At 42.5% G+C, this 23,053-nt stretch carries 19 protein-coding genes; 14 read left to right on the top strand and 5 right to left on the bottom strand.

The annotated features are described in order from the left end of the window. Positions 1-544 precede the first annotated feature (544 nt). The 8 genes from ACYQ28_RS12885 (at position 545) to ACYQ28_RS12850 (ending at position 8,287) form a co-directional block, all read left to right on the top strand. A complete protein-coding gene (locus ACYQ28_RS12885; RefSeq protein ID WP_460050374.1) occupies positions 545-1,474 on the top strand; it encodes a LysR family transcriptional regulator in 930 nt (309 codons plus the stop codon). A gap of 1,193 nt (positions 1,475-2,667) precedes the next feature. Beyond that, the gene (locus ACYQ28_RS12880) at positions 2,668-3,633 is read left to right on the top strand and encodes a hypothetical protein (protein ID WP_460050372.1); all 966 of its coding nucleotides are present in this window, start codon (positions 2,668-2,670) and stop codon (positions 3,631-3,633) included. Positions 3,634-3,699: 66 nt separating this feature from the next. After that, entirely contained in the window at positions 3,700-3,990 is a 291-nt protein-coding gene (locus ACYQ28_RS12875; RefSeq protein WP_460050370.1) for a DUF1330 domain-containing protein, read from the top strand. Positions 3,991-4,021: 31 nt separating this feature from the next. Beyond that, positions 4,022-4,582, top strand: a complete 561-nt coding sequence (locus ACYQ28_RS12870; RefSeq protein ID WP_460050368.1) for a hypothetical protein — start codon at positions 4,022-4,024, stop codon at positions 4,580-4,582. 42 nt (positions 4,583-4,624) lie between these two features. After that, entirely contained in the window at positions 4,625-5,173 is a 549-nt protein-coding gene (locus ACYQ28_RS12865) for a hypothetical protein (RefSeq protein ID WP_460050366.1), read from the top strand. A 53-nt stretch (positions 5,174-5,226) separates the two neighbouring features. After that, positions 5,227-6,675, top strand: a complete 1,449-nt coding sequence (locus ACYQ28_RS12860; RefSeq protein WP_460050364.1) for a class I adenylate-forming enzyme family protein — start codon at positions 5,227-5,229, stop codon at positions 6,673-6,675. Between the two features lie 16 nt (positions 6,676-6,691). After that, a complete protein-coding gene (locus ACYQ28_RS12855; RefSeq protein WP_460050362.1) occupies positions 6,692-6,949 on the top strand; it encodes an acyl carrier protein in 258 nt (85 codons plus the stop codon). Positions 6,950-7,339: 390 nt separating this feature from the next. After that, positions 7,340-8,287, top strand: coding sequence for a hypothetical protein (locus ACYQ28_RS12850; protein WP_460050360.1), 948 nt, complete (start codon positions 7,340-7,342; stop codon positions 8,285-8,287). A 200-nt stretch (positions 8,288-8,487) separates the two neighbouring features. Here ACYQ28_RS12850 and ACYQ28_RS12845 read toward each other — a convergent pair whose 3' ends face one another. After that, positions 8,488-8,676, bottom strand: coding sequence for a 2-hydroxymuconate tautomerase family protein (locus ACYQ28_RS12845; RefSeq protein WP_460050358.1), 189 nt, complete (start codon positions 8,674-8,676; stop codon positions 8,488-8,490). Between the two features lie 275 nt (positions 8,677-8,951). On the opposite strand from ACYQ28_RS12845, the gene ACYQ28_RS12840 reads away from it, so the two are divergent. Beyond that, positions 8,952-9,902, top strand: coding sequence for a hypothetical protein (locus tag ACYQ28_RS12840; RefSeq protein ID WP_460050356.1), 951 nt, complete (start codon positions 8,952-8,954; stop codon positions 9,900-9,902). 595 nt (positions 9,903-10,497) lie between these two features. Beyond that, positions 10,498-11,028, top strand: coding sequence for a redoxin domain-containing protein (locus ACYQ28_RS12835; protein ID WP_460050354.1), 531 nt, complete (start codon positions 10,498-10,500; stop codon positions 11,026-11,028). A 77-nt stretch (positions 11,029-11,105) separates the two neighbouring features. Here ACYQ28_RS12835 and ACYQ28_RS12830 read toward each other — a convergent pair whose 3' ends face one another. Then, the gene (locus ACYQ28_RS12830; protein WP_460050352.1) at positions 11,106-12,479 is read right to left on the bottom strand and encodes a sigma-54-dependent transcriptional regulator; all 1,374 of its coding nucleotides are present in this window, start codon (positions 12,477-12,479) and stop codon (positions 11,106-11,108) included. A gap of 15 nt (positions 12,480-12,494) precedes the next feature. Continuing rightward, the gene (locus ACYQ28_RS12825; protein ID WP_460050350.1) at positions 12,495-14,120 is read right to left on the bottom strand and encodes a sensor histidine kinase; all 1,626 of its coding nucleotides are present in this window, start codon (positions 14,118-14,120) and stop codon (positions 12,495-12,497) included. 246 nt (positions 14,121-14,366) lie between these two features. On the opposite strand from ACYQ28_RS12825, the gene ACYQ28_RS12820 reads away from it, so the two are divergent. Further along, complete coding sequence (locus ACYQ28_RS12820) at positions 14,367-16,007, top strand: NAD+ synthase (protein ID WP_460050348.1); 1,641 nt, start codon at positions 14,367-14,369, stop codon at positions 16,005-16,007. Positions 16,008-16,084: 77 nt separating this feature from the next. Here ACYQ28_RS12820 and ACYQ28_RS12815 read toward each other — a convergent pair whose 3' ends face one another. Beyond that, on the bottom strand, positions 16,085-17,077 hold the full coding sequence (locus ACYQ28_RS12815) for an outer membrane protein assembly factor BamD (RefSeq protein WP_460050346.1): 993 nt from the start codon (positions 17,075-17,077) through the stop codon (positions 16,085-16,087). A gap of 368 nt (positions 17,078-17,445) precedes the next feature. Between ACYQ28_RS12815 and rluD the strand changes: the two genes are divergently transcribed. The 3 genes from rluD (at position 17,446) to clpB (ending at position 22,063) form a co-directional block, all read left to right on the top strand. Beyond that, positions 17,446-18,420, top strand: coding sequence for a 23S rRNA pseudouridine(1911/1915/1917) synthase RluD (rluD, locus tag ACYQ28_RS12810; RefSeq protein ID WP_460050345.1), 975 nt, complete (start codon positions 17,446-17,448; stop codon positions 18,418-18,420). Further along, on the top strand, positions 18,417-19,232 hold the full coding sequence (gene pgeF, locus ACYQ28_RS12805) for a peptidoglycan editing factor PgeF (protein ID WP_460050343.1): 816 nt from the start codon (positions 18,417-18,419) through the stop codon (positions 19,230-19,232). Before rluD ends, pgeF begins: the two co-directional genes overlap by 4 nt. A 245-nt stretch (positions 19,233-19,477) precedes the next feature. Next, positions 19,478-22,063 carry an ATP-dependent chaperone ClpB gene (gene clpB, locus ACYQ28_RS12800; RefSeq protein ID WP_460050341.1) on the top strand — a complete coding sequence of 862 codons (2,586 nt, stop codon included), beginning with the start codon at positions 19,478-19,480 and terminating at the stop codon, positions 22,061-22,063. A 94-nt stretch (positions 22,064-22,157) separates the two neighbouring features. Here the strand turns inward: clpB and ACYQ28_RS12795 are convergent, their stop codons facing one another. Then, positions 22,158-22,658: a DUF4124 domain-containing protein gene (locus ACYQ28_RS12795; RefSeq protein ID WP_460050339.1), complete on the bottom strand. Its 501-nt coding sequence runs from the start codon at positions 22,656-22,658 to the stop codon at positions 22,158-22,160. Positions 22,659-23,053 lie beyond the last annotated feature (395 nt).

The following is a 23,053-nucleotide window of genomic DNA, read 5'->3' as shown; positions in this document are numbered from 1 at the left end:
TGTTCGCTATTTTCAGTGGCTGTGACTAAAGCGTTAAGTGCTAATTCTTTGCTTTTGTGATTAGCTTTAACACCATCTGCGAGCCGAAACGCTTCCGTACTATTAGTAACCGAAATATGCAAGTAGTAACCGAAATATGCAAGCCGACGTGTCAAGCCAAGCGCTTATTAGAAACACCATTTATTAATAGTGGCCAGGATAATAGCAGCTAGAATTTGACTAAGCACAACAATCCGAACTGTCTTATCAATACCTGTCAAAGAACGGATGTATTAACAGTTTTGTTTAGAACAAAAATCTATAATATCTGCACCAAATTGCGTGGTTGTATTATTATCGCAATTTCTTTACTATTTTGACCGAGCGTTTAACAAGGCATAATACTCTTGATGATCTAAAAGACCTAATCTCACTCTCTTTAAACGGTGGATTTTTAGGTAGCCTAATTTGATGTAATTCATGTTGGTACGTCTATTAGTGTTCGCGTAATTCGTATTTGCGAGCTTAAATTTGGCATTACCTTTTCGGGGTTTTTATTAGTTTTATGTACGATTTAAAAGACCTACCTAGACTTATTATTTTCTTAGAGGTTGCCAAACAAGGCTCATTTACTGAGGGAGCCAAAAAACTTGGATTAAAAAAATCCGGCGCTAGTCTTCATATCACAAGTTTAGAAGAGCGGTTGCAAGTGCAGTTGTTGAATCGTTCTACACGTGGTATTCAATTGACCGAGGCCGGAGAGCGTCTATTTTCATACTGTAATTTAATAAACACGCATTTAGTTGAGTCGTTTAATGAGTTACAAGAAATCGATCATCAGCCCAAAGGGCCGCTTACAGTTACAGCGCCGCATTCGCTAGAACAGCACGTTGTTATTCCTGTTATACAAAGTTTTTGTGAACAATTTCCTAATGTTCAGCCGTGTATAATTACGGATGATAAACCGCTGGACCTCATTAAAAATAATATTGATATCTCAATTCACATTGGCAAGCTCAGCGATAGTAATTATCGCGCGAGAAATATCGGCACCATTAACGACGTTTTGTGTGCATCGCCTCAATATCTTGAGCGACACGACCCAATCAATTGTGTCGAAGATCTCTATAAACACAAATGGATTGCAACTGGCTGGCAGCAAATAAAGCCACAATACAGTTTTGTGCACTCGTGTAATAGTGATGTTGAGATATTTGACTTCCCTCAAGATATGAGAGCGAACACTTTACCTGCTGCCTTTAAAATGGTCGAGCTGGGTATGGGAATCGCTATCTTGCCAGATATTTACGTCATAAATGCTTTAAATGAAGGACGATTAGTTCGGATATTGCCCGATTTAAAGTGCACTCAATGGCCTATCTATGCAGTGCATCCTTACCACGGCAAGGTGCCGAATAAAATTAAAACATTTATCGATAGTGTTGAGAATAAAATCGCGGAAATTATTCCGCAAAAAAAACAATACGTTATTTAAACGTTAATAATACGCCTCATCTAATGATCGATTGATGAGAGTGAGCTTTAGATATCGCTAGATCTTGGGTGGCGCTCATCAATTGTTCAAATTTAAAATCTACCTCTAGCTATTCTGTTGCGTCATTACATCTGAGCTTCTCTCTAAATGAGGGGTTAGAGAGCTCCGATGAACCTTCCATAATTTATTCAGAGTTTTTTCGGTAAATCATCGATTGGCGAGTTTTTCGTGTAATTTATTCCGGTTTTTGTTAAAGATTGGTTACGGTTTCGATACTTGTATTAAAATTTCGCTGCCTCCCTACTAATAGGTTAAGCGTATTAAATTGTTCAGTAACGATCGTTAAAAATAAGAAATGCAAAAATGTTCGATTTCCGATATATCGAAGGCCAATTGTTCTGTCTTTAATTCGCCAATTAATAATATTCTAAAAAACGGTATTATTTGTTTTTATTGTAAAAGTAGGCCTGTTTAGAGTTGAAATCGTGTGTAATGGATATTTTGAGTAATTCCATGTAAGTGTGAATTATTTGATTTTCTTCTGAGGTATGGTTCATGTTTTGAAGAATAAATACTTCTGAGAATATTTTTTTTAAAAAATTGATCTTCATCATTTTATCGATCTCTACCAGATCTTTCTAATCTTCCTATTTTGGTGCTTTTTAAGATTGACTGTCTTAATTTGGCCCAATTTATATTTTGACTTTTCTGTTATTTATTCGTGACAAGTTGTTGAGCAAAATACTTAATATCTTTGCTGTGTAAATATTATTTGGTGCAGTTAAATCTTTAAATGCACCACGGATGTTCTTGTTTTGATTGCTTTTTTGAAGCCGATGATTTTTTTCCTGTAAGAAAGCCTAGTATTTGGTGAGCAAGGTGAGATTTTTAATAAATCTTAAGGTGTTGGTTTTTGTTTAAGTTCGACCCTAATGTTACAGATATTTTAATTTTTAAATTTATAGGCTGTTTTTTTCGGTGCGTTTTTTTGCCTTTTCGTTTGAAAAAAAATAATTAAATCTAATTTATAGAGTGTTTAAGATTGTGTTCAAAAAAACGTAACTCTAAGTTCGATTATTTGGGGTTACCCCTTATTAAGTCTTTCGTATAAGGTTTCGGCTCAGTTGGAGGTGGAAATTATCCACGCTGAAAAATATTCTTAGATTTTAATTAAAAGGAAGTAGGAGCAAAAAATGAAATTCGTAAAAACGGGAGTTACTGCGCTGAGCTTGGTTGTTGCGTCAGCTGCATTTGCTGATAAAAAAGTCCAAGTATTTCCAGGTTATATTTCTCACGGTATTAACGTTTATAACGGCGAGTTAATTGCGGACTATTCGAATACTTCTCCAGGCGTTGAGTGGTTATTTGAAGCTCCACGTGAAATTGGTGTTTTCATCGAAGGAGCTCCAGAAGGTACCGACGGTGGTGTAATTACCGCTGATACTGATCGTTCTTTGCCAGTTGCAACTACCCGCGACTTTTTAGATTTCTTTAATCCAGGCGGCGAAATTGATTTATCTCTACTGAACGTACCTTTAGATCAAATCGGCAGCAACTTCTTTGGTTTTACCGCAGTTGATGATCGTATCGTACCGCCATCATTTGAAACCATCAGTGGTAACCCAACCGTTTATCGCTCTGCAGGTGTGAATGAAGCTCCTACCGTTGCAGAGTGGGAAGCCGCACGTGGTGTGTTAACAGCAGTGGTAAATGATGATGGCACAACCACAGTACGCGTTACGCTACGCGATGCATTCCCCAATGCAGTATTTACTTTATGGGATGTAGGTTCGAATTTCCCGTTATCCGAGAATGAAGCCGGTTACGCGGTACCTTTAGGTGGTATTCCTAACGTTGTTCGTACCGACGCCGAAGGCTGTGTATTCCGTGAAGTTATTCTTCCTTACGATTTAACTCGTGAATGTAAAAGTGGTGCGGAATCTTGTACCAGTTATGTAGCAGGCTTCTATCACTTTGATGGTCAAGCTTATGGTGCATCACCTGCGGGTACTTTTGCAAACGCGCCAGCGGGTCTATACGCAGGCAACCAAATGGTTTGGCCAATCAACGGCGACCTATTACAAGCGCCTGCGACCGAATTTGGCCGTCCTGTTCATGGTTGTAAAACACCTTACCGAAGCATTTTCGCCGGTAAATAAGGTTTTTTGTCGTGCTGCCTTGTGCGGCACGACATTTTTATTATCGATAAATTTTGGAAAACGTACATGGCAACTAAGTTAATTGTTTTATCAAATCCCAATCCAGAAGGCAAAGAAGCGGCAGAAGAATATGGCGCTGGCGTGAAAGCGCTTTTAGGAAAATTTGGCGGCTCCATCGCTTCACGTTCCGTTGCAACCGAAACTGTAACCGGTAGTTTCGAAGCCAAAGTCATTATGGTTGTGCAATTTGAAACTGAAGAAGGTCTTAAAGATTTTGCTTATGGTGAGGAATACGCAGCGCTAATTCCTTTGCGCGATAAAGCATTTACGCAAATGACACTGTTGCTTGCAGACTAATTAAATTATGTAACCAGAAAAAGGCTGTGCTATGAACGAAGAAATGAGTTTTGATTATATAGTTCATGAATTAAGCGGGCACGGTAATGGGATGATCGGCCACACTGAGTGTAAAAAATATTTGCGACATTCACATCCGGCGCTAGGCGTTGATTGGATTGCTGATCATGATTTCGAAAAAGGCTGGGTGCACGCGGTAAGAGGGATTTCAATTTCTGATCCTGTCTTTGCGGGTCACTTTTTTGACGCGGCAATGTATCCGGGTACCAACCTAACCCAAGACATCAATCAGATTGCGACCTTATTGTTCTCGGCGATGACTGGGCCATTAAATGGCGACTTCACTGCATTTAAAGAAATTAAAGGCAATTATGGTCATCCGATTCCGCCGGGTTGTGTTTTAGATTTTGCCGTCTGGGCCTTAGATAAAGGTGAAGGCAAGACGATGCGCGTAAAAATGGAAGGCCGAGTTCGCGATTTTAAACATTATAAAGAACCCAACAAATACGGCTTAACATTTAAAGCCGCTATTGAAGTTGAGTCGTTGATTTTGCGGGCAAATCCAAAAGTGTACGATGGTATTTGGATTTAATTCAGAATTATTAATCGAATTATTATTTAGGATGTAAATGATATGAATGCAAACGATGCGCGTTTTTTATTAGAACGATACATGGATGGCAAAGATAACATCAAGGCAGATGTACTAGAGTCTGTGTTCAGTCAAAATGCGGATGTTGTATTTGATATCAAACCTAGCAATATTTATTTTCCAGAAATTATTACTGGTGCAAAAAATATTTCGATAGAAATGTTTGGCGAGTTTCATGATAAATTCAAGGATGTAAAAAGCTACTACATTGATTCGGATATCAATAAGCTGTATTCAAAAAAATCGGTAAAAAATCAACGTTGGCTAGTTACCATGATCGAGAGAGAAACACTTAATACTCGCATTGGTGCTGGTTACTACAATTGGTTTTTTACTGAAGAAGAACAAGCAAAGGTAGCGCGATTAGAAATTACTATTTTAGATATGGTTTCATTTCCAGCCAATGAAAATAACTGGCTTTTGAAATTACAATCAAACTTATTAGATTATCCTTGGGTTTCTTCAATTGATCCGTTTAAGGCATTTGAGCAATACAGTGAATTGGCCAATATTTACCAATTCATAAATTAAGAGCTTTGTGGGACTTCTGGTTTTAACTCTAAATTCTAGGTGAGGTCTTATTCATGACGATTCAAGCATTTTTAGATGCCGTCGGAAATATCAAAAGTGTAGTACTAGCAGATCAAAAATCGGAAGTGACAGGCGAAGAGTTTTTAAAAGAAGTTTTATCGGCAAGCCAAGAACTTATCGACTCAGGCTTTAAAGCAGGAACCTCCTGTCTTGTTCGGCTAAGTAACAACGTGGCCAGCGTTGTTATGTTATTTTCTGTTTTAAAAGCTGGTGGTGTGGTGTTTGTTGGTAATCCTCACGATCCTATTGCCAAGTGTGATGGTATTATTAAAAAGTTTGGTATCGGAGCTTTTTTTGGTGATAAGCCGTCGGTATTGGCGTTACAAGCAAGCCTAGGTGAAGGCGTGCGAGTAGAGCGCTTGCAAACTGGTAAACTTGCCGCTGGTTTTTGCCCACATTTTAGCCGGACTTTAGCCAATCAAGATGAAAGAATGGCAAATGTAAATATTGCGGTATTCAGCTCTGGTTCTACCGGGGAGCCAAAAGCCATTTTACATAATGTAAGTTCTGTACTGAAAAACGCTAAAAAACACGCTGATGCGATTGGCTTACGCAGTACTGACACCATCGCTGGATTTCTACCAATTTATTACAGCTACGGATTAGTCGCTAATTTAATGGGAAGTTTGGCCGCTGGTGCTAAGTTTGTATTTTTAGGAAATGCATCGGGTTTAACCGAAGAGTGGGCGAATGAGCAGAAAATATCTGTTTTATCACTAACTCCCTGGTTTGCCATGCAATTAAATATGAACGTGCCGAGTTTGCGTGTGATGACCTTTGGCGGTGATGCCATGTTTGGTCATATTGCTCGCGAATTGCAACAACGTTTCCCACAATGTGAACTATACAGCACCTACGGCTTAACGGAAGCTGGTCCACGTGTGGCCACGTGGCGATTTGATAATCGAGTGGTTCCCGATTCGGAAATTGTACCCCTAGGCGAAGCCTTACCAGGTTGCGAATTGATTATCGATAATCACGATGTTGAAGGCGAATACGGCGAGCTTTTAGTACGCACAGACACTCGTATGTTGGGTTATTACTACGGTGTTGAGCAAGGTTACTTTATGCCAGATTGGCAAGAGAACATGGTCCATACCGAAGATTTATTTAACGTGGTTGATGGCGAATTATTCTTTGTATCCCGCGCGAAAGAAATGATTGTGCAAAATGGTGAGAAGATATTCCCTTCTTCGGTCGAGTCAGTGTTGCGACGAATTAACGGCGTTGTTGACGCTAACGTTCGCGGTGTTCGTTGTGAAACTCGCGGACAAATAGCCAAAGCGTTTATTAAAACCAGTATCGATATCGATATTAGTGAAGTTCGTAGAGCGCTATTGGATAAATTACCGCAGTCGGCAATACCTTCCGAGTACGTTTTTGTCGATGAAATTCCACGTACCGCAACCGGTAAGAAGAGCGCGTCAGCTGTTTATCAATAATTTAGGATTTAGTGTTATGAGTTCTGAAAAAGAAACAATCGAAAAAGAATTACGTGATGGTTTTAAAAATGTATTAATGATTTCTCAAATCGACTTCGTTGATCTTGATGATGAGTTAAACCTAGATAGTCTAACTCAAACTGAATTGCGTGTTTATTTAGAGAAACAATACGGTTTGGCGATTGATATCGAGTCATTGCCACCAACGGTATTTGTAACCTTAGAGTCAATTATTTCTCATGTTATCGAAAATAAGGCTCAATTAGCAGGTTAGTTTTTTTGTATTGTGTTTCGGTCCTTTCCTATTTCGCGGGGTTTTGCCCCGCGTTTTTTTATTCGATTTTTTCTATCTTTCCCTTCTTGTTTCTTATCTTTTCTAATTTAATTTCTCTGAAAATATCCAGATATTTATTTGAAATTTTATTTTTATAAAGAAATAATATCTTCGTGATTATTTCTTTATTTGTACGTAATTGTAGGAAAGTTTATTGCGGCGGAGTCTTTGATCCTAGCATAAATTAAACAATGTAATTACAATTTACTATTAAACTCGATGTTCATTTTAATGGGTATATTGCGTAATCAATTGCTCGTTTATTGTTGCTTTATTGTTCTTTTGTGTTTGGACAATTACTTAAAAATAAATGGACATTGGGAAATAATCATGAAATTCGGAAAATTAATTTGCGTTAGTATAGCGGCAATTACAGCTCAAATGGCTACAGCTGAAACTACTCGTATTGTTGGCCATGTTGCTCACGGTGTGAATACCTATAATGGCAATGTAATTGCTGATTTCTCTGAAGTTGCTCCAAAAAGTGCTATTTTGGCCGATCCTTCCATTGAAGTTGGTTATTTTATTGATGGCGCGTCTGCTTCAGGCGTTATTACTGAACATACCAATCGTTCGGAATTAATTGCGACAACAACGGATTTTATTGATTTCTTTAACCCAAATAACGTTGTTAATCCAGACCTTGTTAATAAGCCATTGGGTGACATTGGCAGCAGTGCATTTGCCTTCGAGACAGTTTTAGATCGTGCTGTTCCAGCCAGTTTTCCAGACACTGCTATGGAGAGGCCGGTTGCCTATCGTGTTAATGATGCCAACGAATTTCCCACTGTTGCTGATTGGGAAACGGTAAATGGTATTTTAACCGTTGATTCACACGAAGATGGCACCTCTACCGTGCGAATTACTATGCGCAATGGTTTTCCAGAAGCAGTTTACAGCTTTTGGGATTTAGGTCAGTACGACCCTCTTACCGAGAACGAGCAAACTTACGTTGTGCCTTTAGGTGGTATTCCTAACGCTACTGTTTCGGATGAAAACGGCTGTTTATTTAAGGAATTTGATGTTGCTTACGATCTAGCAAGAGCGTGTGAAGTAGGTGCAACTTCTTGTACCAATATTATTGCCGGTTTTTATCATTGGGACGGCCAACTATACGGTGCTGCACCTACCGGTAATTTTGCCGGATTGCCAACGGGTATCGTCGGTAGTATTCACATGTTCTTTAACGTTACCGGTAAGAATTTACAAGAACCTGCTACCGCATTTGGTAAACCCAGAGTGCATGGTTGCTACGGACCACGTCCATTCTTAGATTAAAAACTCTGATTAATTAAGAACCTTCAGAAATCTAGAGACGCGTACTTTATTAATAATACGCTATTAAGGTTTTGAACGTATCTGGAGTTGTATTTTTCAAGCTTGGCCTCTGATTAAATCAGAAATACATTAATCAGAGGCTGTTTGTTTATGAATACATGTAAGTTAAAACAGGCCAGATTAGATTATTGGATATTAGCTTAGCGTTCAGAAATCTGTATTCCGGCTACACCCCAGTCTTGCGCATCAATTTCTTCAATTACGACATGTGTGGATGCAGGTGGTTTATCCATAACTTCGGTCATCACCTCGGTCAAGCGTCGAATAAGTTCGGCTTTTTTAGCTTTATTTTTTTCATTTTTTATAAGTTTTACATTGATAAATGGCATGGGTTGCTCCTTTTCTACTGAGATGAATGTCCTCACCAGTTTAGCATGTGCGGTTTGGTTTCAGGGCGTTAATTTTGAAACTATCAGTTAAATGAAAGGGTATTTTTAATAGGTCGGTATTTGAATACCTTACTAACTTTGTTGGCTGTTTTTAATAAACCTTGATTAATTTATTAATGATTTAAACAAGGTTTTTTTACCAGAATTTGTGACATTAAATCATTTTGTATTTAAAAATATTTTTAATTAACGCAGTATGGCAATAGGTGCATTACATGAAATTAAATAAAATAGCTTTAGGTGTTTTTAGTGCAATTACAGCAGTTTCTGTACAGGCGCAGGTAACCAGTTTTACCGGTTATGCTGCGCACGGTGTGAATTTCTATAACGGTAGCCGAATTGGCGATTATTCCAGTGTTTCTCCAACTATTGGCCAGTTATTCCAAACACCTCGTGAGGTTGGCTTTTTAGACCCAAATCCAGACGCCATTGATGCTGGCATCATCACCCCTGAAACCGATCGCAGTACTTTAATTGCAACAACCAGTGGTTTTTTAGATTTCTTTAATCCTGGTGGTGCAATTGACCAAAGCTTAGTGAATCAACCATTAGGTAATATTGGCAATAACTTTTTTGGATTTGGCAGCGTTGATGATCGCGTTGTTCTTCCTTCTTTCCCTGAAGGTCCCGCTGAGCCGGAGCCTACTCGTCGCGAGGGTTTGGTTGAAAACCCAACCGTTGGTCAGTGGGAACAAATTAATGGCCTATTAACCGTGAAATCTAAAGATGATGGTACCTCAGTTGTGCGTATCACCATTCGCGATGCGTTCCCTGATGCTGTCTATACTTTCTGGGATGCCGGTGCCTATTCACCTCTGAGTTCTGAAGAGTCAGGTTATGTTATTCCTTTAGGCGGTGTACCAAATGTGGCGGTTACCAACTCTGAAGGTTGTGCGTTTAAAGAATTTGAAGTGCCATATGATCTTGTCCGAGCTTGTGAAACCGGTGCTAGTTCGTGTACCAGTTTTGTGGCTGGATTCTATCACTGGGACGGCCAGCTTTACGGTGCTTCTCCGGCAGCTACCTTTGCAAACGCGCCTACCGGGGTTTATGCCGGCGTACAAATGATTTGGCCAATTGCTGGTGATTTATTGCAAGAACCAGCTCGTCAGTTTACTAAGCCAAGAGTGCACGGCTGTTTTGGTCCAAAACCGTTTTTAGAATAAGTTAATTAAATGCTGTGAAGAGATTGAAAATGTAATGTTCAATTTCTTCACAATTTTAATCACTTAATGTTCTTGAAATTGATGACCCATTCTTAGTATTGAAGGAAACTCTAAGTTAATTAGAGTTTTTTATACTCCAATTACGGCGCAGTTTTTAGGGATAATTTCTGCGTTTCTGTAGTGTTTCTTTTGTTTGAATTTTTACCTAATTTTGTACCGCTACATAATTAAAGAATTGTTCTTTTTTTAAAATTATCCCTTCTCTTAAATTTCTCCTCTTTAAAATTCTCCAATCTTTTAACGGCGTTATTATAAAAACGCCTTGTATAAAAATGCGTGTTATTGAATCTATCAAAAATAGATAAAACTACTGGTTTTTTATAGCCGTTTTGATTTTAAATATCTGAGTATGTTGTGTTATCTCTTAATTTCTTTAGGGTTTATCACATTTATGTTGAATCTATTTCAACATCAACAGCTAAGGCTTGTGATTGTCACCGGTGGGTGTTATGAGTTCAACTTGGCGTTTTGAAGTTGATTATTTCTAAATTAACTTAATTACTTTTCGTTTAATTGATTAACAGGTACTTGAATTATGACAAAAATGTCTGCCGGTGATACTTTCCCCTCAATTACCGTCGCTAAATTGGGTGGTGGTGAGTTAACTCTTGGTAAAGCGGAGGGTGAATGCGATTGGTCTTTGATAGTTGTCTATCGTGGTAAGCACTGCCCAATTTGCACGAATTATTTAAAAACACTAAACGGTCTTACTAAAGAATTAAAAGCACTGAAAGTGTCTGTAGCTGTGGTTTCTGCCGATTCTAAAGAACAAGCAGAAATGCAAATGGAATTAGTAAGCCCGGAATATCCCGTTGGTTATGGTCTTAGCATTGAGCAAATGCAAGCGTTGGGACTGTATATTTCTGAGCCTAGATCAGAAAAAGAAACCGATCACATTTTTGCTGAGCCCGGTTTATTTGTTGTGAATGAAAAAGGCAGCGCTCATCTTGTTGATATTTCTAATGCACCTTTCTTGCGTCCTGATCTTAGTATGATTGTTGGAGGAATTACTTTTATTCGTAACCCTGAAAACAATTATCCAATTCGTGGCACTTACGTCGGTTAGCAGAATTATCTCAGCTCTGCGGCTGTATAATTTTGTGCTCGTGCCGGTAGTATTTGATCTACCGGCAGGTAAATAATTTAGTCGTTATCTAAGCCCAGTTTTTTTAGGCGATAACGTAACGATCTAAAGGTGATGCCGAGCGATTTTGCGGTAGAGGTTCGATTCCAACGATTTTCTTCCAGTGCGCTGAGCAATATTTCTTTTTCAATTTCTTCGAGATATTCGTCGATCGAAACACTTCCATCGTAGCCTGCAATTTGTCCAGCATCTCCGTTTCTTTTTGTGGATTTTGGTAGCTGTTCTTTGTAGATGGGTGACAGTTGCAAATCTTGTTCGGTAATTTCGTTGTTATCACACAGGGTAAAAGCGCGTTCTAGAATATTTTCGAGTTCACGTACATTTCCGGGAAAGTCATAATTCAACAATGCTTGTTTGGCGGAGTCTGATAGGTTCGCTTGGGGAGTCTGCATTTCTTCGGCGAAGCTTTTCAGAAAATAATCGGTCAGTAATAAAATATCGCCTTCACGTTCGCGAAGCGGTGGTACGGATACTTCAATTACGTTTACTCGATAATACAAGTCGGCTCGAAATAATCCGTCTTGGATGGCTTTGGGTAAATCTTTGTGACTTGCACTTAAGATGCGTACGTCAATTTTTGTTTCGACAGAATCGCCAATGGCTCGCACGGCTTTTTCTTGAATTGCCCGCAACAGTTTAACTTGCATGTCTAAGGGGAGATCGGCAATTTCATCTAAAAATAAGGTGCCGCCGTTAGCCGCTTGAAACAAACCTTGCTTGTCGGTTTGAGCGCCGGTAAAGCTGCCTTTTTTGTAGCCAAAAAATTCACTTTCTACAAGATCGCTGGGAATTGCTCCGCAGTTGACGGCGATAAACGGTTTTTCAGCGCGTGGGCCTTGCAGGTGTATAGAGCGGGCTACCAATTCTTTACCGCTGCCGGATTCGCCGGAGATAAATACCGGTGCTTGGGATCTTGAGAGCTTTTTGATTTTGCCTTTTAGCTCGATAACACCTTTAGATTGTCCTTTAATAAGCTCGCTATCGTTTACAACGCTTTCTGGTTCGGCGCTTGATAAACTCAGTGCGGAATTGACCAGTGCTCGGAGTTGTTCTAAATCGACAGGTTTATTAATAAAATCGAACGCACCGGCTTTCATTGCTTCGATGGCGGTATCCATATTGCCGTGAGCGGTAAATACCGCTACTGGCAGCTTTGGTTGCGTTAATTGCAGCTTTTTCACCAAATCAATGCCGTTGCCGTCGGGCAATTTCATGTCGGTAAGGCATAAATCGAAACGATTTTTTTCGAGCTGTTCGTCGGCGGCGTGAATATCTTTAGCTTTAAAGGCGACAATACCCATACGCGATAGGGTGATATCGAGTAGTTCGAGAATGTCTGGCTCGTCGTCAATAATCAGCGCGTGGTGGGGCATATGTATTACCTGAGATTAAAATACCTGTTGGGCGTGAGCAAAATTGATTTGAAAACAGCTTTGCTGGGCGTCGTTTTTGTAATAGGTCAAAGCTGCTTGGTTTAACTGACAAAGCTCACGACAAATGTATAAACCAAGGCCCGAACCGCTGTTTTCGGTGGTGTAAAACGGTTCGAAAATATGGTCGACGTGTTCATCATTAATTCCGGGGCCGTCATCGATTATTTTTAAGCAAGCGAGTTCGCTAGAATGCAGGGTGCTTAAAATTAATTTCATATGATAGTGACCGGTTTTTTTAAAGCTGTATCTCAAACCATTGTCTAGTAAGTTATTGAGCACTTGGCGCAGATGATTCAGGTCTATTTTAGCGAGTATAGACTGTTCTTCTAACTGTATGATTTCCAAGTCAATTTCTGGTCGAACCTGTTGTTGGTTGGTGAGCTTGTAATCTTCTATGTATTTAGGCAGCCATTCGACCAAATCAACAACCTCGGCTTGGCTCTGGCTGCGACGCGAGAGTTGTAGGGTGTTTTCAATAATCAGATTCACGCGTCTGGTGTGGTTGACAATAATGTCGAGCAGGCGTTGATCGGCGGGATTGAGGTCGGGTGCTTCCGCTAACAGTTGTGCGGCGTGACTAATGGCGCCTAATGGATTGCGAATTTCGTGGGCGATACTGGCCGTTAGCTGTCCTAATGATCCGAGTTTCAGTCTTTGCGCTTCTTGTGCCAGTTGGCGGTGGTCTTCAATAAATACCAAGGTGCCCGGATTAGTTGGTTCGCTCAGCTTGGCAAAATTAATTCGCACTTCACTTTTAGAATCTTCAACGACTATGGGTTTTAATTGTTGATTGGGAAATTTTTTCCAGTTTTCAAAATGCGTGGCAACAACAGGAATGTCTGAAAGGGTTTGTAGGTTGGCCTCTTCCAAGTTGGGTGTATGAATGTCGAGGCCAAGGAGTTTTTCTGCGGCGATATTAATTAATTGAATGTTGTGTTCGGCGTCGAAAACAATTACTCCGGTGCGCATTCTCGCAATGATTTGTTGGGAAATATCGATGGCCTTCGCTGCAAGATGTGCTTGGTCTTTTGCTTCCGCCGTGCTTTCGCGAATTCGTTGCGTTAAATAGTGGAATAAAATAACGGTCGCAAAAAATAAAATACCGAGAGCACCTGCTGAGAATAAATCGGCGGTATCGGCTTTGCTGGTTACGTTAGAGATGATGCTTTCCGCTAAGGTTGCAAGAGCTGCGAAGGCAGCGATACTGAACGACCACTGTCCTCGCAAGAATATCGCGCCGGTGGCTGTAGTAATGATCAGCAGATAGGTAATACCGCTTTGAATTCCGCCGCTGGCGTAGCTCATGGTGGTCAATGCCAACACATCGATGATGAGATAAAAAATCACCTGTGCGGTGGAAGGTTCAATACGAGCGATCCAAAGTCGTAACAAGATAAGTATGTTGAGACCGGTGTAGACGCTGGTGACGTACAAAAATAGAGATCGGTTAAATTCGCCCGGCACATCATCCAGTAAATCTGTGGTGTATAGCAGTAAAAATAAACTGCCTAGCGCGACACGATAATAGGTATAAATTCGCAATAAACCGTAGCTGTTGTTGGAGATATCAGAGCGATGCATAGTTAGCGAGCCTTATTACTGTTGGCGCAGATTGTAACAGTAGATCCAGATCTGAAACATTTTTCCTCCGTTTCTAATTTTCTTGTGTGCAATGGCAGAATGAGTTCCAGCGCCAAAGTGTTACAATTACTCCAGTTTTAATGTTCGCCCCGGTGCTATTTTCGAGGGTGTGAATGGATCGTAGCGAAGCGGGCTCTGAATTCACTAGGTCTGTTTTGTCGTAATTTAGTTGTGATGGTGGTTTAAGTGATAGAAAACAAAGCAGCGATTAATCTAGTGATGGCGCAGGTGAATTTTCTGGTAGGTGATATTCCAGGAAATGTCGAAAAGACGTTAAACGCTGCAACACGTGCGCGCGATCTTCACCACGCCAATATTATTGTCTTTCCGGAGCTGTCTTTGATCGGCTATCCGCCAGAAGACTTGTTATTGCGCCCGAGCCTAGAAACTCGTATTTCTAAGGCCCTAGAAACGCTAAAGAACGAAGCTCCAGGTGATATTGCTTTGGTGGTTGGTTATCCACAGCTGATCGATGGTCATCTGTATAACATGGCTGGGGTAATCTTTAACGGTGAGTTAATTGCGCAATATCGCAAGCAATGTTTACCCAATTACCGTGTGTTTGACGAGAAGCGTTACTTTAGCGCCGGAAGCGAAGTTTGTGTGTTCGAGCTTTTTGGCGCTAAGTTTGCGCTGACCGTTTGTGAAGACATTTGGTTTTCAGAACCCATGGCTCAGGCGAAAGCCGCAGGGGCGGAGTTTATGCTTAACCTAAATGCGTCACCGTTCCATCGTGGAAAATCAAACGAACGAGAAAACCTGCTTGAACAGCGCGCTCTAGAAGGTTCGATGCCGGTGATCTACACCAATCTTGTGGGTGCGCAAGACGAATTGGTATTCGATGGCGGCTCCATGGTGGTCGATGCCAAGGGTGCAAAGGTTTATCAGGCACCATTTTTTGAAGAAGGCTTGTATTGCGTGAGTTTGCAACGCGGTGACTCTCTGTTGGCATCGCCCGCTGAATCATCACCGGTACCGCATGAGCTAGAGTCCATATACAACGCTCTGGTTTTGGGTGTGCGCGACTATGTTAATAAGAATGGTTTTAAAGGCATTGTGCTTGGTTTATCTGGTGGTATCGATTCGGCGTTGACCTTGGCAATAGCCGTAGATGCATTGGGTAAAGACCGTGTCGAAGCGGTGATGATGCCTTTTCGATACACCAGTGATCTTTCCAAAAATGACGCCGCTGATGAAGCTCAGCGTTTAGGTGTTCGTTATCAATCGATCAGTATTGAAGCGACCTTTGACAGCTTTATGGCAAGCCTTGCCGAAGAGTTTGCCGGTACTGAGCGAGATACGACCGAAGAAAACCTGCAAGCGCGTATTCGCGGTGTGATTTTGATGGCGATTTCCAACAAGAAACGCTATCTGGTGCTTACAACCGGTAACAAAAGTGAAGTAGCTGTAGGTTATTCGACTCTTTATGGCGATATGGCTGGCGGCTTTGATGTCTTAAAAGACGTGCCTAAAGTGGATGTGTTCGAGCTGTCTAAATACCGTAATACCATCAGTGAGGTTATTCCGGTCAGTGTTATTGAGCGACCACCATCTGCGGAGTTGGCACCGGATCAAAAAGACCAAGACAGCCTTCCTCCCTACGAGGTGTTGGATGAGATCTTGTATCGTTACGTAGAGCTGGACGAAAGCTCGGACACTATCATTGCCGCGGGTTTTGACGGAGACACCGTACGTAGAGTTTTACGCTTGGTGGACATCAACGAGTACAAGCGACGTCAAGCACCGGTGGGGCCACGTATCAGTCAAAGAGGCTTTGGTCGCGATCGCCGTTATCCAATTACCAACGGTTGGAAAATTGGTGAATAAGAGCAAGTATGCGCTGTAAATCTTAAACATAAAAAAACCGGCAAAAGCCGGTTTTTTTTATACGTTGATTTTGAGCCTTAGTTAAACAGGCCGAAGCTCAGTTTACTTGCCCAAGAGCGAGATTGTTCGGCTTGCTTGTTATCTTGTTTGGCAACCTGTTGCGGTTTATCCAGATAAACGGAGTTGTAAATTTCCCGTGAGTCGTAGGCTGGTGTATCGGGTTTTTCAAACAGACCTAATGTTAAGGTGCTCAACCAAGAGCGATCATCATCAACACTTGAATCCGCGTATTTGAAGCTGCCATCGTTATTTAAAGCAGGATGCTCAGGATAGTTTTGTGCAAGAACCTCGCGGTTTTGCTCGGCCAAGTCATCTTTACCCAAAAACTTATAGGCTTGAACCATAACCGCCAAGCCATCAGGTACCGCTGGGGTTTTTTGGAAGTTTTCAACCACATAGCGGCCACGGTTTGCGGCGGCTAAGTAAGCACCACGCTCGAAGTAGTAGTTAGCAACGTGAATTTCGTAGCGCGCCAAAAGGTTACGCAAATAAATCATGCGCTTTTTGGCATCGGGTGCGTAGGTACTGTTCGGGAATTTAGCCAACAGTTGTGAAAAGTGCGCGAAAGATTCACGGGCCGGGCCGGGATCACGACGAGTTAGATCAGTTGGTACAAAGCGCTCAAACAAACCCTTGCCTTCTGTAAAGGTCGCTAAACCTTTCATGTAGTAGGCATAGTCAACTTGTCGGTGTTGCGGGTGCAGGCGAATGAATCGATCGGCAGCAGCAATTGAAGCTTCTACTTCGTAGCTTTTGTAATAGGCGTAAATCAATTCAAGCTGAGCTTGTTCTGCGTAGTTGCCAAACGGAAAATTCTCTTCAAGCAGTTGCAGGTTTTGAATAGCCGTGTCCCATTGACCTGATCTTAAAAATCGTTGGGCTGCGTCATAAAGCAGTTTTTCGGTGGTATTTTCGCCGATTTTTTCGGTTTTATCTTCTTTTGAACCAAACAGAGAACATCCGCTTAAAAGTAACAAGGAAAAAGCCACAACAATTGAAGTAATACGCATAGATTCTTTCATCAAAAACAAAAAAGTAAGTGTTAAGCCACAAGCATTTATACTGAGGTGCGTGATTGGTATTCAAATCACGAACTCTATTAGGCTGTTTTATCAAATGCTTTGAGTATGTCAACCTTGACCAAGTTCACACAGAGCAATATTTAATCACAGTGCTTGATAAGACCCAAGCAGAGATTTGGTTTTTAGTAAGACTCATCGAGTCAGGTTTCTATTCAGTGATATCATAGAGAAAGCTGAGCAAAAGCTCTGTAACCCATCGCTTGGACTTAGACACAAATCGATGCTTTCTAATAGAGGCAATGGGTTAAAAAGATCACTTAGTGCTATTATGGCACGTTTAACTTTGTTGTAATCCCATGACGTCCTCAGAAAAAATCTCTCAAGCGGCAACTGCCCAAATCGAACATCGTGGTTCCAGATTGGATCAGGTGGCTGCACAACTGTTTCCCGACTTTTCACGCTCGCAATTGCAAGAGTGGATTAAGTCTGGAGAGCTTCAAGTCAATCAAAAAGCCGCAAAAGCCAAAGACAAGCTGTTTGGTGGTGAATTGCTTTCTCTCGAAACCGAACTCAAGCCTAAAGGCGAGTGGCAGGCCGAAGAGATCGATCTGGATATTGTTTATGAGGATGATCACCTGCTGGTGATTAATAAACCCGCTGGTCTTGTGGTTCATCCTGCTGCAGGTAATCACCAGGGTACTTTATTGAATGCGCTTTTGAATCATAATAAAAACTTAGAGCTGCTGCCGCGAGCGGGAATTGTTCATCGTCTTGATAAAGACACCACGGGTTTGATGGTTGTCGCCAAAACTCTGGCAGCACATAACGATCTAATCGCACAGTTACAGGAGCGATCTGTCAGTCGTGAATATGAAGCCATTGCTATTGGCACCATGACAGGTGGTGGTTGTGTTGATGAGCCAATTGGTCGCCATCCAAAACAGAGAACCATGATGGCAGTTGTTCGTGATGGTAAAGAAGCGATTACTCACTATCGATTGGTGGAGCGTTTTGTGGGGCATACGCATCTTCGATTGAAGCTCGAAACCGGTCGTACCCATCAGATTCGTGTTCATATGGCGCATATTCGTCATCCATTGGTGGGTGATCATACCTACGCGGGTCGATTCAAAATTCCTAAAGGCTCCACCGACGAACTTATCGAAGTTCTAAAGAGTTTTCCTCGACAAGCATTACACGCAGCACAGTTGGGCCTAATTCATCCTGAATCGGCGGAGTACATGCAGTGGCAGGCACCGTTACCGGAAGATTTTGATTTGCTATTGCAGGCACTGCGTAAACACACCAAAGAATATAATCAAGACCTGTGAAGCCATCGTTTGTTTATGAGCCTGCCGTGCCTTGGCCGAGCAATGTTCGAGCCTTGGTCACCGCTCGATCGGGCGGTGTTAGCGTCGGCGGATGTGAGTCATTTAATCTAGCGGTTCATGTAGAGGATGACCCAAAAGCCGTCGCAGCTAATCGATTCGCTTTAGAGCAATACTTGGTAGGTTCTAAACCTATGTGGTTGAAACAGGTGCATGGTTTAAGAGTTGTCGATCTCGATGCGGTTTCTGATTTTCAAGCAGATCAAGTCGAGGCCGATGGCTCGATAACAGCTGCGCTGAATAAGGCTTGTGCGGTTTTAACCGCAGATTGTTTACCGATACTCTTGGCAAGCTCCGATGGGTCTCAAGTGGCAGCAGTTCATGCTGGTTGGCGCGGCTTAGCCGATGGTATTCTCGGTCGAGCCATTAATGCATTTGTTCAACCTGCCCAAGATTTAATCGCGTATTTAGGCCCAGGTATCAGTCAATTGCATTACGAGGTTGGCGGAGAAGTGATTGATCAGGTATTGGCTCGTGGCAAACAATTTAGCCATCAATATTTATCAACGTATTCAGAACAAACCAAAAATTCCTTTGCCGATGCGTTAGAAGGTAGTTTTACGGCGAGTTTGAATCTTAAGCCTAATAAATTTCAGCTCGATTTGTACGCGATCGCTAAAGCTCAATTGACCGCTTTAGGCGTTCAGCAGATCTACGGTGGAGATTATTGTACCTTCTCTGACGATCGCTGGTATTCCCATCGGCAGAATCCTCAAAGTGGCCGATTTGCCAGTCTAATTTGGAAAATAAGTTAGTCTTTACTACGTCACGTCGTTTTATCGACTCGGCTGAAAGACGCGATGGCGCGCCTAAGCGGAGGGTTTTGGGACGCAGCATTGATTTTCAAGGTTTTTCGCCTACTATATTTTTTGCTACAAATCAAATAAATATCCATTCCCAAACTTGTATTCTCTCCACTGAACTCCCATTTAGTGAATCAATGATGCCTTAAACGGCTGTATTTATAGATTTCGCCCTAAGCGGGCTGCTAGAGGATGTTATGAGAATCGATCGTTTAACGAACCAATTACAAACAGCTCTTGCCGATGCGCAATCTTTGGCGATCGGTCGAGATCACAACCAAATTGAGCCCACCCACACCTTGCTAGCCATGCTAGACCAGCAAGGTGGCTCGGTTCGACCATTGCTTGCCCAGGCTGGTTTTGATGTAACCGGTTTGCGCAATGCGTTACTAAAAGACCTCGAAAACTTCGCTCGAATTCAAAATCCTACCGGTGATATTCACATGTCGCCTGAGTTGGTGCGCTTATTTAATCTTGCTGATAAACAAGCGCAAAAAGCGGGCGACAAATTTATTTCTAGCGAATCCCTGCTGATTGCAGCTTTGGACGACGCCAACAGTAGTTTGGGCAAGGCGCTGAAAAACTTTGGTCAGCAACAGCGTTTGAAAGACGCGATTACCAAGGTTCGTGCAGGGGAAACTGTGGATAATCCAGATGCAGAAGGTAATCGTCAGTCTTTAGAAAAGTTCACGGTTGATCTTACCGCGCGCGCCGAGGCTGGCAAGCTTGATCCAGTGATCGGACGGGACGATGAAATTCGCCGTACCATTCAGGTTTTACAGCGTCGTACCAAAAATAATCCGGTGCTAATTGGTGAACCCGGCGTGGGTAAAACCGCCATTGTTGAAGGTCTGGCGCAACGTATTATCAACGGTGAAGTGCCCGAAGGTCTTAAGAACAAACGATTGCTTTCATTGGATTTGGGGGCGTTGCTTGCCGGTGCCAAGTTCCGCGGTGAATTCGAAGAACGTTTGAAGTCGGTTTTAAACGAACTTGGCAAGCAAGAAGGCCGGGTGATCTTGTTCATCGATGAAATCCATACCATGGTCGGTGCGGGTAAGGCTGAAGGCGCTATGGATGCTGGCAACATGCTCAAACCAGCGTTGGCGCGCGGTGAATTGCATTGTGTGGGTGCGACCACGCTGGATGAATATCGCCAGTACATTGAAAAAGATGCCGCTCTGGAGCGTCGCTTCCAAAAAGTGTTGGTCGATGAACCCAGTGAAGAAGATACGGTTGCAATCTTGCGGGGTTTAAAAGAACGCTACGAGCTGCACCATGGTGTTGATATCACCGACCCGGCAATTGTCGCCGCGGTTAAGTTGTCGCAACGCTACATTACCGATCGCCAATTGCCCGATAAGGCCATCGATCTTATCGACGAGGCCGCCAGTCGAATCCGAATGGAAATCGACTCTAAACCTGAATCCATGGATCGTCTAGAACGACGTTTGATTCAGTTAAAAATCGAGCGCGAAGCCGTTAAGAAAGACGAAGACGAAGCTTCGAAAAAACGCCTAGCCAAAATCGATGATGATATTAGCCATATAGAACGTGAATACGCCGATCTAGAAGAAGTTTGGCGCGCAGAAAAGGCTGCGTTACACGGCTCTCAAGAAATAAAAAGCGCGTTGGAGCAGGCGCGATTGGATTTAGAAGCAGCACGCCGCGCCGGTGATTTGGGCAGAATGTCCGAATTGCAGTACGGCATCATTCCAGATCTGGAAAAACAGTTGGGAATGGCCTCGCAAGTTGAAACCCAAGAAATGAAGTTGCTGCGCAACAAGGTCACCGATGAAGAAATTGCGGAAGTAGTTTCGAAATGGACGGGCATTCCCGTGGCGAAAATGCTGGAAGGTGAGCGCGAAAAGCTACTTCGCATGGAAGACGGTTTGCACAATCGTGTGATTGGTCAGCAACAAGCGGTTGAAGCTGTGTCGAACGCGGTGCGTCGCAGTCGAGCGGGCTTGGCTGATCCAAATCGACCCAACGGTTCGTTCTTGTTTTTGGGGCCAACCGGTGTTGGTAAAACCGAGCTTTGTAAAGCGTTAGCGGAGTTCTTGTTTGATACCGAAGACGCCATGGTTCGCATTGATATGTCTGAGTTTATGGAGAAACATTCCGTGGCTCGACTCATTGGTGCACCGCCCGGCTACGTAGGTTACGAGGAGGGTGGTTACTTAACCGAAGCCGTGCGCCGTAAACCCTACTCGGTATTGTTGTTGGATGAAGTCGAAAAGGCGCATCCCGATGTGTTCAACATTTTGCTGCAAGTATTAGAAGATGGCCGTTTAACCGATGGTCAAGGTCGCACTGTCGATTTCCGCAACACCGTGATTATTATGACGTCGAACTTGGGTTCTGATGTTATTCAGGAGATGTCTCGATCGACAGCGACTTCAGACCCAGAGTTGATCAAAAGTGCGGTGCTAGAGGTAGTAGGCAATCATTTCCGCCCAGAGTTTATCAACCGTATTGATGAGGTTGTGGTATTTGATCCGCTATCGATGAATCAAATACGCGGTATTGCCGATATTCAATTGCAAAGATTGCGCAAACGTTTGGCTGATCGAGATTTGGGCATCGAAATTGCCGAACCTGTAATGGAAAAGCTTTGTGCCGCGGGTTTTGACCCGGTTTATGGTGCAAGGCCGCTGAAACGAGCTATTCAGCAGTTGCTTGAAAACCCACTTGCTCAACATGTGTTGGCTGGGAAATTTTATGCAGGCGATACCATTCGGGTTGGTTTGGATGGCGAAAAACTCTCTTTTGATCGAGAGTAACAGGGTTGTAGTTAGCTTGACGCAAACCTGAAAAGCGCGGAGTAATCCGCGCTTTTTATTTTTTTACCAAGTTTTATTTTTGCCAAGAACGTAATTAAGCGCCGCCGCACTCTTTATTGAGTACGTTTTTAAACTTCTCTTTGCGGTCGTTCACTTCTTCTTCGCTTAAAAAGCGAATTTCCCCGTTTTCATCTTTCTCTCGAACACGCACAAAGGTGTTCAACGACTCCAGATTTTTACGCGCGATATCACAGCGAGCCTTTTTAGCGGCCTGTTCTTCTGGGCTTAAAGACTCATCCTGAGCCGCCTGTTGACGCTTAGCTTCGGCTTGGGCGGTGGGCGATTGATATTGCACAGGGCTATTACCGGGCGCGACATTCGAGCGTATTTTCTCCGCATTGGTCACATTCGTTGGCGGGTGTTCGGCATAATGAGTAACTCCGTCTTTGTCAGTCCACTTGTATAATGTGGCGGCGTAAACCGAGCTGGTTGCAAACAACGCAAACGATACTGCTGCACAAAACTTTGTTAAGTTTTTAGAGGATTTAAGAGTGAATGCGGTGGGGTCTGAGGCAAATCGACGAAAACTGATCATAGTGTTTAATCAAATGGCAGATTTAAAAGTTAACTATAGCGTTTTGTGTCGCACAAAAGTACGGACGATTACACGAAATCTAAGATGCTTTGGAAATTATCTCTCCGACCTTGACTTTGGCCGTTAAATCCACAAAATGTCCGGTTCTCATGATGGCGTGTAGGCTCTTCAGCCAACCTAGACAGGTGCCTACCCCGGGCGGGTCAAAATCTCGCCTTACCATCCTCATGCGGAGCCGCGTTCACCAACGTTGCCTGTGTGTCGATACGACTAAAACGCGTGTCTTCATTCAGAGCATTCGCAAAAACTAATTATCTCATTATTAATAGTGGGGCTGTTTCTTGTATGCAAGAGATCGCAGCCTAGTCGCTATTGGTGAAATGTGGGCTCGCTTT

It is taken from the genome of Sessilibacter sp. MAH1 (assembly GCF_054658315.1).
Note: the sequence above shows the minus strand (reverse complement) of the source record. Positions and strands in the feature narration are given on the sequence as shown.

Coding starts and splice junctions, on each gene's coding strand:
- ACYQ28_RS12885 (WP_460050374.1), top strand. CDS start 545: ATGTACGATTTAAAAGACCTACCTAGACTTATTATTTTCTTAGAGGTT.
- ACYQ28_RS12880 (WP_460050372.1), top strand. CDS start 2,668: ATGAAATTCGTAAAAACGGGAGTTACTGCGCTGAGCTTGGTTGTTGCG.
- ACYQ28_RS12875 (WP_460050370.1), top strand. CDS start 3,700: ATGGCAACTAAGTTAATTGTTTTATCAAATCCCAATCCAGAAGGCAAA.
- ACYQ28_RS12870 (WP_460050368.1), top strand. CDS start 4,022: ATGAACGAAGAAATGAGTTTTGATTATATAGTTCATGAATTAAGCGGG.
- ACYQ28_RS12865 (WP_460050366.1), top strand. CDS start 4,625: ATGAATGCAAACGATGCGCGTTTTTTATTAGAACGATACATGGATGGC.
- ACYQ28_RS12860 (WP_460050364.1), top strand. CDS start 5,227: ATGACGATTCAAGCATTTTTAGATGCCGTCGGAAATATCAAAAGTGTA.
- ACYQ28_RS12855 (WP_460050362.1), top strand. CDS start 6,692: ATGAGTTCTGAAAAAGAAACAATCGAAAAAGAATTACGTGATGGTTTT.
- ACYQ28_RS12850 (WP_460050360.1), top strand. CDS start 7,340: ATGAAATTCGGAAAATTAATTTGCGTTAGTATAGCGGCAATTACAGCT.
- ACYQ28_RS12845 (WP_460050358.1), bottom strand. CDS start 8,676: ATGCCATTTATCAATGTAAAACTTATAAAAAATGAAAAAAATAAAGCT.
- ACYQ28_RS12840 (WP_460050356.1), top strand. CDS start 8,952: ATGAAATTAAATAAAATAGCTTTAGGTGTTTTTAGTGCAATTACAGCA.
- ACYQ28_RS12835 (WP_460050354.1), top strand. CDS start 10,498: ATGACAAAAATGTCTGCCGGTGATACTTTCCCCTCAATTACCGTCGCT.
- ACYQ28_RS12830 (WP_460050352.1), bottom strand. CDS start 12,479: ATGCCCCACCACGCGCTGATTATTGACGACGAGCCAGACATTCTCGAA.
- ACYQ28_RS12825 (WP_460050350.1), bottom strand. CDS start 14,120: ATGCATCGCTCTGATATCTCCAACAACAGCTACGGTTTATTGCGAATT.
- ACYQ28_RS12815 (WP_460050346.1), bottom strand. CDS start 17,077: ATGCGTATTACTTCAATTGTTGTGGCTTTTTCCTTGTTACTTTTAAGC.
- rluD (WP_460050345.1), top strand. CDS start 17,446: ATGACGTCCTCAGAAAAAATCTCTCAAGCGGCAACTGCCCAAATCGAA.
- clpB (WP_460050341.1), top strand. CDS start 19,478: ATGAGAATCGATCGTTTAACGAACCAATTACAAACAGCTCTTGCCGAT.
- ACYQ28_RS12795 (WP_460050339.1), bottom strand. CDS start 22,658: ATGATCAGTTTTCGTCGATTTGCCTCAGACCCCACCGCATTCACTCTT.